Below are 12926 nucleotides of genomic sequence, written 5' to 3' on the forward strand. Positions count from 1 at the left end.
CCTATTGGAAGTTCTGCACCTTGTTTAACAAACTTATGTCTAGTCTTGGCTTACAAGGCATTCAAGTCGATACTCGTCTACACACCACCGCACCACAAGCGGGTCAAGCCATTCAAGGTGAGGTTATTTTTAAAGGTGCCGCGTCTAATAAAATTATCAACGGTATTTATTTAAAGCTCATGACCACAGCCGAGGTTGAATCGGATGATGCTGAGTACAATAGTGCGTTAAGTATTGCCGAATGGCACATTAGCGGGACTTTTGAGTTACAAGCCCATCAGTCACATGCATTTCCTTTTTCGATTCAACTGCCCTTTGAAACGCCAGTTACAGATGTGCCTTGCCGCATCAATAAAACCCGAGTGTGGTTACATACGCATTTAGATGTGGGCTGGGGACTCGATGCCACTGACAAAGACTATTTACAGATTTTCCCGACACCGGCTATGCAGGCGTTTATTCAAGCCATGCAGCAATGCGGTTTTCAGTTAATGACCGTCGATGTTGAAAAAGGTCAACTATGTGGCAACGGCTTCCACTCGAGCATTGGTTGTTATCAAGAACTTGAATTTAAACCTACGCAATTGTTCAACAGCATCAATGAAGTTGAAGTGTCCTTTGTGGCAGAGCAACATCAAACCCATGTACTTTTGGAAGTGGATCGTAAATTTCGTGGTGATAGCTTCAACAGCCTTAGCATTCCGCATCAACAGGCCAATCCTGCACTGTTAGCAAATGAAATTAGACGTATGTTAGGCATTTAATTTTTAATCCCTGCGCACGACTGTTTCAATATAGAAAAGTCGTGCGCAGTCGAAAAAGACGTTCTTTAAATCCTGTCCGAATTAAATCCTATCTGCGTTAAATCAAGTCCAAGACATCGGCAAAGGTTTTAATTCGTGCTTTAGGTGCGGCTTCCGTCAACTCTTGATCAGAACCATAACCGTATTCCACCGCAATGGTTTCAATGCCGTTACGACGTGCACCCAAAATGTCATGCTCACGATCACCAACCATCAGACACTCTTCCGCTTTTAACTGCTCTTTTTCTAAAATATAAGCAATCAACTCTCCCTTATTGGTGCGCTCACCGTTCAGTTCACTGCCATAGGGATGGATAAAGTATTGCAGTAAATTGAAATGCTCTAAGATTTGACGTGCATAAATTTCAGGTTTTGCTGTCGCCAAATACAAGTGATAGCCCTGCTCGGTCAGTTTTTTTAAGGTCGGTTCAACATCGGCAAATAAATGGTTTTCATATAAACCTTTCACCGCAAAGCGCTCACGATAGCCCAATAAAGCTTGCTCTGCCAAAACATCGTCCACTGCAACATTTAAGAGTTTTGCCAAAGACGCTTTTAGGGGTGGCCCAATAATCCAGTCAATGTTTAGATCTTCAGCAATGGGGTGTCCGACTTTGTTTAAGCCATAACGCGCACTTGTGGTAATGCCAACTTTCGGATCTGTTAATGTTCCATCTAAATCTAGCAAAATATGTTTAATCACAGCTGATCCTTCTTGGGCTTTAAATAAAATACTATCGAGAGTTCTGCCAAAGTTGCCTATACTATCGCAAATTTTCGCAACAAGGATATTTCTGTGCGCGCAACCGTACTGTGCTTTTCTGGTTTAGACCCTTCAGGTGGTGCTGGTTTACAGGCCGATATCGAAGCGATTGGTCAAAGTGGTGCGCATGCAGCCATTGCGTGTACAGCACTCACTGTTCAAAACTCGCAACAAGTGTTTGGCTTTGAAGCGACGTCAAAAGAATTGCTGTTAGCTCAGGCGAACGCTGTTGTCGGTGATTTACCGATTAAAGCCGTCAAATCTGGCATGTTAGGCACCACTGATAATATTGCAGCACTGGCTGAGTTTCTACGTGAACATCCTGAGTACAAATATGTACTCGACCCTGTTTTAGTGGCGAACAGTGGCGGTTCACTGGGTGATCAAGCAACCTTAGTCAAAGCTTTTGTTGAGCTGATCCCATTGGCGGACATTATTACCCCAAATACAGTTGAACTACGAGCGTTAACAGGTCTCGATGACTTAGCTACCGCAACGCAAAAACTATTTGAAATGGGTGCCAAAGCGGTACTGGTCAAAGGTGGTCATGAAGACACACCGGACTATATTCGTAATGCCCTGTTTGTGAATGGCGAGCTCATTTCTGAAACTCGCTGCCCGCGTTTAGCTGGTGAATATCACGGTTCAGGTTGTTCGCTGGCAAGTTTTATTGCGGGTCGTTTGGCGCAAGGTGACAGTGTTAAAGTCGCAGTACATCATGCCGAAACATGGCTCTTTGGTGTATTAAAACAGGCAGAAACACCTGTTGAAGGCGGTCAAAAAATTCCCAAGCGTTTTTAAGTAGAAAACCCTGCGTATGCAGGGTTTTGTTTAACGGTCTTGATGGCGTTGTTTTAAATGTGCGACATGCTCACGGTTGGTTTTCCATGACTTTTCTAACACTTCTTTTTCAATCCGAAGCTGAATCCGTTTCAGTTTCATCGCTGGAATCACTTCTGTGTTAAAGGTCTTAATATAATCGACCCATGTTTTACCTTTAAATACTGTACTGGGCATTGCAGTTTTAAACTCACATTCAGGCATAAACACCACAGCAGAATGGATATAATCTACATCAACAATATCTTGCAACACACTTTGCAGCACTTTGACGTGTTTATAATTTTGATGCAGCGGATTTTGAAATTTAAAGCTCTTTTTATAAATTTTCTGCGTCCACATCTTTTGACGCTCACCACCAAAAATCCAGCCCTTATAGTTTTTGGTTTCAATCACAAAAACACCAAAGGGGCTCAATACAATATGGTCAATTTGAGTCGTTCCGCCCTGCTCATCAGGCAAAGTCACATCGTTAATTAGAGTATAACGCTCATCCAAATACAATTTCACATGCGCTTGAACTGCGAACTCGCCAAACCTCCCTTTCAGATAGGGCTTAAACGCTTTTAAAAGGCCGATCCCGAACAAGATCAGTAGCATCCACCACAGCTCTGAAAACACATTCCCCACAATTTGACTCATCATATTATTCATCGTTATTTGAGTTAGAGACACGATTCTTCAAAAGAATACAGATTAAAAAACAAAGTACTTACTTTTAAATTATTAAACTAAAATACGAACGTAAAAACTCCGAAACACACGCTTAATTCGCAATTTTCTCAAGCGTCAATAAAATATCTTTATTGTCCAGACCGCCTGCAAAGCCGACCAATTTTCCATTCGCCCCCACAACCCGATGACACGGCGCAATGATTGAAATTGGATTTTTGCCATTAGCCGCACCCACTGCACGAACGGCTTTGACATTACCAATCTGTAGCGCAATATCTTTATAGCTTCGGGTTTCACCAAAAGGAATTTGCAATAAAGCCTGCCAAACTTGCTTCTGGAAATCTGTCCCCCAAAAATCCAAAGGCAAATCAAAACTTTGACGTTTTGTCGCAAAATATTCGCTCAACTGTTTCTCTGTTTCCAGCAAAATCGGATGCTGATTGTGTTCGACCAGTTCAGCTAAACGTACCCGTTTGGGATTTTCATTTTCCCACAATACGGCAACCAAGGCTTGATCATGTGCCACCAGTCTCAGTACCCCGACAGGAGATGGCATATATTTAAAAAATAAGCGCATGGTTCACCACAAAAATTGTCTATGTATGTAACATTATGACGATGAAAGTTTCATCAGTACAAGCCCAGAAATAATTAAAACCGCTGCGAGCATCCGCATGGCATTGGCAGGTTCACCTAAAATCAAGATACCCACCAAAAATGAACCAATCGCGCCAATCCCTGTCCAAACCGTATAGGCAGTGCCCAAAGGTAAGGTCTTCATGGCATAAGACAGCAACGCAAAACTGGCCACCATAAATACGAGGGTTAAAATACTCGGTGTCAGTTTAGTAAAACCATCCGATACTTTCATTGCATAGGCCCAAACCACTTCGAGCAAACCTGCAACAATTAAAATCACCCACGCCATACGCAAAACACCTTTTATTCCGAGCAGAAACAACAAAGCTTCAAACGAAGGATCGCTTGAAGCTCTACATATTTAAATGAATTTAGCTGGATGAGAGTTTCATCAAAATCAGGCCCGATACAATCAGCACCGCAGCAAACATCCGCATAGCAGTTGCTGGCTCACCTAAAATAAAAATCCCCACCAAGAAAGATCCAATCGCACCAATCCCAGTCCAAATGGTATACGCGGTTCCTAGCGGCAATGTTCGCATTGCATAGGCCAGTAAACCAAAACTTAAAATCATGAACACAATGGTAATGATGCTGGGTGTGAGTTTGCTAAACCCTTCGGACAGTTTCATTGAATATGCCCAAACGATTTCAAACAGACCCGCAAAGATAAGAAAAACCCAAGCCATGCTACTGACTCCTCTTCACTAGAGTCAGGCCGTCCTGACGAATTTTCTCAATATGAGGGAGGTCGTTCATCCTAAATATGCCTCAAATTATAGCAAAGAGCGCACCAAAATGAATTATTTTCATACTTAGAAATCATTAAAGCGCAAAAAAGAGTGATCCGAACCAGCAGATCACTCTTTCAGCACAACATTGGTGCAATCTCAAATATTTACTTTAAACCTAAACGTCCGACTTAAAACTTAAAGCGAATACCCATTCCATACTGCCAACCTTTCTCTTCGTCACTTTCAGCCTGCCAAGCCGTCGCTTCATTGCCTTTGCTATATTCATAGGCAATGTCCACATAAGGCATGACTTTTTTGCTGATCTCATAACGTGTCTCAAGACCAACGGCTGCACTACTGAGACCCGATTTTTTGGCATATTTAGAGTCATCACTGAAAATAATATTCATATCTAAATAAGGTTTAAAAATCAGCTTTTGGGTCAGTAACAAGTCCCGCTCGGTTTCTAAACTAAACGCAGCATAGTTGTCTGCACCAGCATATACGTAAGCATCAGTTTCAAAGAAATACGGCGCTAAACCATGTAAGCCAAGCACCCCATCCACTTTTTCTTCCGTATCCCATCCCTGCTGTTCATACTCTACTTTTTCAGCTCGGTATCGTGCACCTGCCTGTATATCCCAAAAGTCTGAAATCATACGGCTATACAGCACTTTGGCATCATATTCAGCCTTATGCGCTTCCTGCTTATCCGCATGTACCTTGATAAACAGCTTATTTTCATCTGTCCCGATACGGGTTTCAAACTCAGACTTTAAACCACCATCGCCATCTTCATTCAGCAACCACTTGTTATCGACGGTGGTGACCGCATAAATTTGCGCGCCGTGCTCTTTGCGGTGATCATGCGTATGTGCTGTTGAATCATGATTCATCTGCTGTACATGTTGTGCGCTAGTCTGTGGAACAGCTTGAGTTGGAGTGGTCATCGCCTGATGCTGTGCATGTTGTGACATCACGGACTCAGTTGTCATGGACATATTTGCATTTGCTTCAGCAGGCATATGATGCCCTTCATGCGCCATAGCCGCAGCACTCATCAACACGAAAGAACTGCTCACTATGCTTTTAGAAAAAAGATTAATGGTGTACATGATGATCTCCTTTCTGAGCCTTCGACTGTTTGCTTGGTTGAGTCTGAGCTTGCTTCTCCGATGAAGGCAGACCAACCGCATTTTTCTGTTTCAGCATCTGAGTATGCTCATCGGCACTATGCTGATGATGCTCATGTGCCATTTCTTTGGACTGATCTTGGCTTGTAGATTTGGCTTTTTGTTTTTCATGATGTGCATGAGATTCGGCAGCCATAGCAAACGAACTCAATAAGACACTAACAGCTAGGGCAAAACCTGAAAAAAGATTAGTGATGCGCATGTTCATCTCCTTTTGGTTCAGCTTGAGCTGCTGTTTTTTGCTCTTGAATTGGGGTGGTGGACACTTGACTATCACTCACATTGGCCACAATCAGTTTATTCATCATGCCTGAGCTCATGTGATACAGCAGATGACAGTGAATCGCCCATTCGCCTAACTCATCTGCGGTCAGTAAAGCAGTCACTGTTTTGCCCGGTGGTACAATCAAAGTGTGCTTATTCGGCATATCAACGGCGGCTTGTCCATTTTCCAGTTGCATAAACATACCGTGCAAATGCATCGGATGCGCCATCATGCTGTCATTGATAAATTTGATCCGAATACGCTCGCCATACTTCACTTTCAACGGTTCAGCGTCGCTAAATTTTTTCCCGTTGATGGTCCACAAATAGCGTTCCATAGTTCCACCCAAACGAATCACTAACTCGCTCGTCGCCTCACGGGTATCTTTTTGAGGCTCTAAGGATTTCAGATCGCTATATTGCAATGCCTTATCACCTTTAGGCGTAGAGGCATTCGCCCACCCATACACTGGTGTAACAGCTTCCTGTACCGAACTTGCTGTCGTATTCTGTTGCGCATGACCCATCTGTGTATGATCCATCTCAGATATGGTCTTATGATTCATCTTTGAATGATCCATACCAGCCATCGCTTCAGGGTTCATTTTGGAGTGATCCATTTCAGGCATTGTTTCATGGTTTATCTGTGAATGATCCATACCTGAATGTTCTGAGCCGTGCCCCATATCTTCCATGGTCAACAATGAGCGTGGACGTGGCGCAGGCATATGTATGCTCTGTGCCATTGGAGTCAACTCATTGTGTAAAGTTCCAATGGCGTAGCCTGAACGGTCAATCGACTCTGCTTCAATTTGATAATGCCCTGCTTTCGGTTCCACAATCACATCATAAGTTTCAGCAGTTCCAATCCGAAACTCATCCACAGGAACGGGTTTGACGGGTTGACCATCTGCACTGACCACGGTCATTTTTAAGTGAGGAATACGGATATCAAAAAATGACATGGCTGAAGCATTGATAAAACGCAACCGAACCTTCTCATTCGGCTTAAACATACCTGTCCAGTTCTGCTCAGGCGTTTTACCATTGATCAGGAAGGTATAACCCGTGACATCGGACAGATCCGTTTTTAGCATGCGCATTTGGTTCCAGATGGAACGGTCTTGCCACGCGGCTTTTAAGCCCTCGCGCTGTACTTGTTTCCACACATCAGCAACGGTTTCACGCTGATTTTGATAATATTCGGCAGAAATTTTCAGATTCTTCTGAATTTGTTCACTACTCTGCTCATGGAAGTCCGACAGCATCACCACATAGTCACGCTCAGTTTTTTCATGCTGAGCTAAAGGCTTTTTGTCTTTGGGATAAATGACCAATGCGCCATACAGCCCATCTTGCTCTTGTCCTTTCGAGTGTGCGTGATACCAATAGGTTCCACTTTGGCGCACTTTGAACTTATAGACAAATTCGCTCTTCGGCTGAATACCATTAAACCCGTTAAAACCTGGCACACCATCCATTAGCCCGGGCAAAAGCAAACCATGCCAGTGGATCGATGAATCCTGTTTTTTTAAGTTGTTTTTAACCCGAATGACCGCATCATCGCCCTCCTCAAATTCAAGCAGAGGTGCAGGAAACTGCCCATTAACGCTAATGCGTTTTAACGACTTTCCCGTTAAATTGACGGGACTTTCATCAATGACTAATTGGTATTCTTTGACTGCGCCAAAGCTCCAAGAAGATGACATCAGACACGCCCCAAGGATGAGGCTTTATTTAAATTGAATAGACATGACTAAATCCTAATAATTTTAAAAATAAAGTTTTAAAAATCAGGATTAGGCTTTAGGAGGACGTAGAATTTCTTGCCAATAGCCCACTAAATGTTGAGCTTGATAACGAAAATGGGGGGATGATTGTACTAAAGCGGCTTCAAGCTGAACCACTGCAAGCGGTTCAACGTCTAAAAGCGTCAGCGTCGTTTGGCAGTGATACTGTGCACACTCCTGACACTGAACTTGCTTATTTTGCAGCATATCCGAGGCATGACAATTGCTCTTCGCTGTTATGTCGGTCTGAGCCATATGCATTTGATGTCCAGAGACTGGACTCGATGATTTCGTTTGATGACAGTCGGGCATGCTTTGCATACCTGTTGCATGCGCAGAACTTTGCTCACTGGTTGCAGCCTGCATACTCAGCTGCATCATTTGATGCATCGGCGCTGCCGAAGCTTGGGCAATACCACTCCACCCCATTACCAAGGTAATGAGTAAGACAAACCAAGAATGTGTCTTGAGCAGTGAACGCACAATCAATCCTATTTAGTCAGTGAAGAATGATATTTCAACGCAACAAAACGTTCTGTGCATGTAAATGCCTAAGCTTTTGTTGCTGATCCCAATCTACAGGATAAGCAAAGAATAGTTTATACACAAGTTTATAAATTTAAATTCAATTACTGCGACGGTTTAGCCACTACGCACACTTAAACAATAAAGTTATTTTTTAAACAGTGCTATTTTTAAGTAAAGATGAATAAAGCATCAGTAAGAATCAGGCTTTCACACCATAAAAAAGGACTCAAATGAGTCCTTTTTATACATTTAACGTCTAAATACTAAACCATTGCTGTGTAAACGTTTGAATATTAATCAAGTTATCCATATCGTTATCAACATAGATATCCACCAGTTTATCCATAAAGTTATCCACAGAACGCATAGTATTTATACCTATGAGCTTAAACCTTTACCGCACCGACTTTTGCAAGCTCTGCACGCATATCATCAATCACAGCTTTATAATCTGGTTTTCCAAAAATAGCTGAACCAGCAACAAACATATCTGCACCCGCTTCTGCAATCTCGCGAATATTTGCAGGTGACACACCACCATCCACTTCTAAACGAATATCACGCCCTGAAGCATCAATAATTTTGCGTGCTTCACGTAGTTTGTCTAAAGTCATCGGAATAAACTTTTGACCGCCGAAACCAGGGTTCACACTCATCAACAAAATTTGATCGACTTTATCGAGCACATAATCTAAATAATATAACGGCGTTGCTGGGTTAAAGACCAAACCCGCTTTTGCACCGCCTGATTTAATCAACTGTAAAGAACGGTCAATATGGTCAGAGGCTTCTGGATGAAAGGTAATAATGTCCGCGCCTGCTTCTAAGAAGTCACCAATCATGCGATCGACAGGCTTGACCATCAAATGCACATCAATTGGGGCTTTGATGCCATAGTTCTTGAGAGCCTTACAAATACCCGCACCAAAAGTCAGATTTGGCACATAGTGGTTATCCATCACATCAAAGTGAACCACGTCTGCACCTGCTGCAAGTACATGTTCAACGTCTTCACCTAAACGAGCAAAGTCAGCAGAGAGAATAGATGGTGCAATTAAATAAGGCTTGGACATGCGTGTACCTGGCTTATACAAAAGGGAATGAACGCATTATAGCAAATTCAGCTTTTGAACTGGGACTTGTGAAAAAAGAAAGCGCTAAGCTTTCTAAATTTGCAACGTAGCGTTGCAACATTCAACTTTTCATTTGGCTTGAAACTGCTATGGTAAATGATCAATCGACGAGGTAAATATGAAAAGTACTGCGGATATTGTCACGACAGATGCGGCTCGAATTGCAAAACGACTGGTGAATCACTGGAAACATAAGTTTGAAATCGAACAAGAACCCAGTAGTTTTACCATTATCATGCCTGAAGCACGGGTACTGTTAAGCCCTCAAGCCGAACATTTACATGTCAGCATTGAGGCGAGTGAAGAAAAATTGAGTCACTTAGAACACGTGGTCTTAGACCACCTGATCCGTATGGGACAAACGCCACTCACAGCAACATGGACACAAGTTTAAGTCAACGGCTGAATGAATTAGTTTGATAACCGTTGCTGTTGGTTAAATTGGCGAATAGCTGCAATACGCTCTTGGGTCGCAGGGTGACTTTGGAAAAATGAACCAATGCCACCGTCCTCCTCTTCTTCGGACTTCCCTTGCGGCTGCTTTTCTTCCTCTTCGGCACGTGCATCATCTTCCATACGTGCTAAAAAGTTTGCCAAATGTAAGCTGGAGATATGGTTTTTATCCAGCACTTGCATGGCATACAAGTCCGCATCACTTTCAAAATTGCGTGAATAACTGGCACCAACCAAAGCCACGGGCAAAGTTGTAAATAAGGCCGAACTGTCCCCCGTCACCGCAATCAATAGCACACTAAAACCTAAACTGGATAAGGCTTGCTGTAAGCTATGTCGCTCGACCAAGTGCCCTTGCTCATGTGCTAAAACCCCAATAATTTCATGATCATCTTTAGCTAAATTAACCAGTTCATCGGTCAGAATAATGGTGTTGTTTGGCAGCGCTAAAGCATTCGTTCCAATTTGTCCACCTGCACGAAACAATACTTTGGCAGGTTGCCCATTGGCAACAAGGTCTTGATAGCTTTGCATGATTTGTTTTTGACGTGCAAGAGGGACAGTCGAAGGTCCCGTCAGCTTAAACACTTGTTCTTGCGCTTCATCGCCGAGTTTATAGATGGTATCGGCAGGTAGTTGCATCGCGACATAATGTGCTGCGCTTGGAATACCCCATCTTAAAATGGCAAAGATAAAAGCGGCAACAAACACCACACTAAATAAGATGAGACTTGGTGAGCGTTCTAATTTCCAAATCGAATGCTGTACATGCTTTTTGTTCAGCTCAAACCAGTCAGGCAATGCTTGTGGAAATTCAATCCGTGCATCATCTTTCAACTCAATCACAGGTTGAATCTGCCCCAATGCCCCAATCAACTGCATATCGGCATAGTAATAACGACGCTGCTGCTGGTTATAACAGATCAACACCGTTTCTCGGTCTATCGGTGCAATCGTGGCTGGATAAGGCTTAGAAATCTGCCCATCGTAAAAGGTGATGTTTTGTTCCTGCATTTAAGCCTCGTTACAGCGAAATATCGATGTCAAAAATATCACTCAGCTCTTCAGCAATAGCATTCGGGTCATCTTGAGCCAAATTGTACATACGATCTGGATCATTTTTTAGGGTTAAAGTTAATGACTCAATTTGATACTGATACAAACGCACCGCAGCCCATGCAGATAACAAACCGAGCGAGAGGATTTTTAAAATCCAGTTGGTCATCACGATCCATGCATAATGCATCTGACCGCAGTCCGTTTGGAAAGGACTACGCCCCAGCGTGGCTTTATTCCATGTGGTAATAAAAATACGCGCCATCATCAACGGCCAAATCATAAAAGCAGCAATCATATAAATCACCGCCACGATGATCCCAAACTGGGTTGGAGAACTGCTCCCAACTTGAAGAGTGAAGGCAACGAATAATCCTAAAACAAAGACAATTCCAATAAACAAAAACACAGGGACGTACATAGCACGCATATAGTCAGGCCAATCGGCATGTAACTCAAAACGTAATTGCCCGAGTTGTAAATTATCCAGCGTGTATTTTTTAAAATACCAAAACAGCACTGGGAAAAAGATCCCGAGGGTAAAGATGTAAATCAAAATGCCTTTCAGCGCCAAGATATAGGCTTCTTTGGTTGTGCCTGTAAAATAAAAGCGGCTATTGCCAAATTTACTGTTCCGCGCTCGGAAACGAATGGTTGAACGCACCAACCACGGAACCAATAAAAAGATGATGAGGAAACCAATTAAAGAAGCTTGCCAAGATACCTGAGCCAAAGCTGAAGCGCCAAAGTACACGCCCAAAGCAATAATTCGACCAATCAGGATACGTGTAGGTACACCCGTAAAATCAAACTTGCGGCGATAAAACACCGTGTTGCCATAAAAATAGCGTAAGCGTCTAACCTTCGCCCAAGGCGCATATAAACTGAAGGTAACAATGGTCAATAAGATATTCACAATCCAAATGCCAAAGTACTCACGGGCATTACCACGGAATTGGAAACGAAAGGTCTGTCCCAAATAGGCGTTTGGCTCATCCGTGGGAACGGCTGGTGGAGGTGGCCAGCTTGCTTCAAAAGAAGCCTCTACAGGTGGCAAAGATGCCTCTGAATTTTGCATGTATACCCTATCTATTATTTTACTGTTTTATTTTTCAAGAACAAAAAATCAATCACCCAACCATGTTAATGCCAGTGCTGGATGATTTCTAGTCAAAAATTAAGAATAAATACGACAAATCAAGATTTAAGCTTCGAGCTGTACGGCATGAAACTGCAGGTGATCATCAATAAAACTTTGAATAAAATAATAACCATGGTCATAGCCTGCATGTTCGCGAAGCGTCAGTGGCTGGCCCGCAGCCTGACAGGCTTGCTGAAATAATGCAGGACTGAGCTGGCTATAAAACTGATCACTCAAACCCTGATCAATTAAAATATCGGCAAAATGAGCTGTTTTTGTTTGGACCAAAGCGGTTGCATCATGTTTCAGCCACTCAGCTTGATCTGAACCTAAATAGTTTGAAAACGCTTTTTCGCCCCAAGGACATTGGCTGGGTGCGCAAATCGGAGCAAATGCAGACACCGACTTAAACTTCTCAGGATATTTCAAGGCCAAGGTTAAAGCGCCATGACCGCCCATGCTGTGCCCGAAAATACCAATACGCTCTGCTTGTACAGCAAATTGCTGAATCACTAAATCATACAACTCTTCAACAACATAGCTTTCCATCTGGAAATGCTCAGCCCACGGCGCTTGGGTGGCATTAATATAAAAACCTGCCCCTTGCCCAATATCCCAATGATCACCTTGCGCAACCTGTTCACCACGAGGAGAAGTATCAGGCGTTACCAAAATCAGACCTAGCTGTGCTGCTAAACGCTGCGCATGCGCTTTAATAGCAAAGGTTTCTTCGGTACAGGTTAAACCTGCCAAATAAAATAATGTTGGGCACGCTTGCCCTGCTAGCGCTTGAGCCGGCAAATAAATGCCGAACTTACTCTCGCCTTGAAGGCTGATGGAATTAAATCGGTAAATACGCTGTTCACCATCAAAACTACGGTTAGATTGTACTAATTCCATCAGGGTTCCTTTTT

General features: G+C 43.0%; 16 protein-coding genes. 3 read left to right on the forward strand and 13 right to left on the reverse strand.

Translation table 11 applies throughout. From position 1 onward, the window contains the following. The first annotated feature begins 20 nt into the window (after positions 1-20). Entirely contained in the window at positions 21-764 is a 744-nt protein-coding gene (locus AC4CU2_RS13700) for a sporulation protein (RefSeq protein WP_201950164.1), read from the forward strand. A 97-nt stretch (positions 765-861) separates the two neighbouring features. On the opposite strand, the gene AC4CU2_RS13705 is transcribed toward AC4CU2_RS13700, so the two are convergent. Further along, positions 862-1506, reverse strand: coding sequence for an HAD-IA family hydrolase (locus AC4CU2_RS13705; RefSeq protein ID WP_201950162.1), 645 nt, complete (start codon positions 1504-1506; stop codon positions 862-864). 93 nt (positions 1507-1599) lie between these two features. Here AC4CU2_RS13705 and AC4CU2_RS13710 point away from each other — a divergent pair, with 93 nt between their 5' ends. After that, positions 1600-2367 (forward strand): hydroxymethylpyrimidine/phosphomethylpyrimidine kinase, encoded by a 768-nt coding sequence (locus AC4CU2_RS13710; protein WP_183174418.1) that lies wholly within the window; start codon positions 1600-1602, stop codon positions 2365-2367. Positions 2368-2397: 30 nt separating this feature from the next. Here AC4CU2_RS13710 and AC4CU2_RS13715 read toward each other — a convergent pair whose 3' ends face one another. The 9 genes from AC4CU2_RS13715 to rpe form a co-directional block, all read right to left on the reverse strand. Next, positions 2398-3051: a nuclease-related domain-containing protein gene (locus tag AC4CU2_RS13715; protein WP_419381116.1), complete on the reverse strand. Its 654-nt coding sequence runs from the start codon at positions 3049-3051 to the stop codon at positions 2398-2400. Between the two features lie 121 nt (positions 3052-3172). After that, complete coding sequence (locus AC4CU2_RS13720) at positions 3173-3658, reverse strand: methylated-DNA--[protein]-cysteine S-methyltransferase (protein ID WP_279042859.1); 486 nt, start codon at positions 3656-3658, stop codon at positions 3173-3175. Positions 3659-3691: 33 nt separating this feature from the next. Then, a complete protein-coding gene (gene sugE, locus AC4CU2_RS13725) occupies positions 3692-4009 on the reverse strand; it encodes a quaternary ammonium compound efflux SMR transporter SugE (protein ID WP_010325989.1) in 318 nt (105 codons plus the stop codon). Positions 4010-4091: 82 nt separating this feature from the next. Then, positions 4092-4409, reverse strand: a complete 318-nt coding sequence (sugE, locus tag AC4CU2_RS13730; protein WP_005400191.1) for a quaternary ammonium compound efflux SMR transporter SugE — start codon at positions 4407-4409, stop codon at positions 4092-4094. A gap of 233 nt (positions 4410-4642) precedes the next feature. Further along, complete coding sequence (locus tag AC4CU2_RS13735; RefSeq protein WP_201950151.1) at positions 4643-5569, reverse strand: copper resistance protein B; 927 nt, start codon at positions 5567-5569, stop codon at positions 4643-4645. Then, complete coding sequence (locus tag AC4CU2_RS13740; protein WP_201950148.1) at positions 5556-5849, reverse strand: hypothetical protein; 294 nt, start codon at positions 5847-5849, stop codon at positions 5556-5558. The genes AC4CU2_RS13735 and AC4CU2_RS13740 overlap by 14 nt, the downstream gene beginning before the upstream one ends. Beyond that, entirely contained in the window at positions 5836-7620 is a 1785-nt protein-coding gene (locus AC4CU2_RS13745) for a copper resistance system multicopper oxidase (protein ID WP_279042864.1), read from the reverse strand. The genes AC4CU2_RS13740 and AC4CU2_RS13745 overlap by 14 nt, the downstream gene beginning before the upstream one ends. Before the next feature lie 90 nt (positions 7621-7710). Then, on the reverse strand, positions 7711-8184 hold the full coding sequence (locus AC4CU2_RS13750; RefSeq protein ID WP_201950135.1) for a hypothetical protein: 474 nt from the start codon (positions 8182-8184) through the stop codon (positions 7711-7713). A 431-nt stretch (positions 8185-8615) separates the two neighbouring features. Then, the gene (gene rpe, locus AC4CU2_RS13755; RefSeq protein ID WP_201950130.1) at positions 8616-9302 is read right to left on the reverse strand and encodes a ribulose-phosphate 3-epimerase; all 687 of its coding nucleotides are present in this window, start codon (positions 9300-9302) and stop codon (positions 8616-8618) included. A gap of 178 nt (positions 9303-9480) precedes the next feature. On the opposite strand from rpe, the gene AC4CU2_RS13760 reads away from it, so the two are divergent. Continuing rightward, entirely contained in the window at positions 9481-9756 is a 276-nt protein-coding gene (locus AC4CU2_RS13760; RefSeq protein WP_004984216.1) for a DUF2218 domain-containing protein, read from the forward strand. A gap of 17 nt (positions 9757-9773) precedes the next feature. Here the strand turns inward: AC4CU2_RS13760 and AC4CU2_RS13765 are convergent, their stop codons facing one another. The 3 genes from AC4CU2_RS13765 to fghA all read right to left on the reverse strand — a co-directional run bounded on the left by AC4CU2_RS13765 (position 9774) and on the right by fghA (position 12912). Then, positions 9774-10829 carry a M48 family metallopeptidase gene (locus AC4CU2_RS13765; RefSeq protein WP_201950127.1) on the reverse strand — a complete coding sequence of 352 codons (1056 nt, stop codon included), beginning with the start codon at positions 10827-10829 and terminating at the stop codon, positions 9774-9776. A 10-nt stretch (positions 10830-10839) separates the two neighbouring features. Beyond that, positions 10840-11949, reverse strand: a complete 1110-nt coding sequence (locus tag AC4CU2_RS13770; RefSeq protein ID WP_004694984.1) for a YjgN family protein — start codon at positions 11947-11949, stop codon at positions 10840-10842. A 126-nt stretch (positions 11950-12075) separates the two neighbouring features. After that, on the reverse strand, positions 12076-12912 hold the full coding sequence (gene fghA, locus AC4CU2_RS13775; RefSeq protein ID WP_279042872.1) for an S-formylglutathione hydrolase: 837 nt from the start codon (positions 12910-12912) through the stop codon (positions 12076-12078). Between the last annotated feature and the right edge of the window lie 14 nt (positions 12913-12926).

The sequence above is a fragment of the Acinetobacter sp. 797_lipA genome, from assembly GCF_058243025.1.

Excerpts from the sequence above, each read along its gene's own strand:
- AC4CU2_RS13765 (WP_201950127.1), bottom strand. The coding sequence starts at position 10,829 with ATGCAGGAACAAAACATCACCTTTTACGATGGGCAGATTTCTAAGCCT.
- AC4CU2_RS13720 (WP_279042859.1), bottom strand. The coding sequence starts at position 3,658 with ATGCGCTTATTTTTTAAATATATGCCATCTCCTGTCGGGGTACTGAGA.
- rpe (WP_201950130.1), bottom strand. The coding sequence starts at position 9,302 with ATGTCCAAGCCTTATTTAATTGCACCATCTATTCTCTCTGCTGACTTT.
- sugE (WP_005400191.1), bottom strand. The coding sequence starts at position 4,409 with ATGGCTTGGGTTTTTCTTATCTTTGCGGGTCTGTTTGAAATCGTTTGG.
- AC4CU2_RS13740 (WP_201950148.1), bottom strand. The coding sequence starts at position 5,849 with ATGCGCATCACTAATCTTTTTTCAGGTTTTGCCCTAGCTGTTAGTGTC.
- sugE (WP_010325989.1), bottom strand. The coding sequence starts at position 4,009 with ATGGCGTGGGTGATTTTAATTGTTGCAGGTTTGCTCGAAGTGGTTTGG.
- AC4CU2_RS13715 (WP_419381116.1), bottom strand. The coding sequence starts at position 3,051 with ATGATGAGTCAAATTGTGGGGAATGTGTTTTCAGAGCTGTGGTGGATG.
- fghA (WP_279042872.1), bottom strand. The coding sequence starts at position 12,912 with ATGGAATTAGTACAATCTAACCGTAGTTTTGATGGTGAACAGCGTATT.
- AC4CU2_RS13760 (WP_004984216.1), top strand. The coding sequence starts at position 9,481 with ATGAAAAGTACTGCGGATATTGTCACGACAGATGCGGCTCGAATTGCA.
- AC4CU2_RS13735 (WP_201950151.1), bottom strand. The coding sequence starts at position 5,569 with ATGTACACCATTAATCTTTTTTCTAAAAGCATAGTGAGCAGTTCTTTC.
- AC4CU2_RS13745 (WP_279042864.1), bottom strand. The coding sequence starts at position 7,620 with ATGTCATCTTCTTGGAGCTTTGGCGCAGTCAAAGAATACCAATTAGTC.
- AC4CU2_RS13770 (WP_004694984.1), bottom strand. The coding sequence starts at position 11,949 with ATGCAAAATTCAGAGGCATCTTTGCCACCTGTAGAGGCTTCTTTTGAA.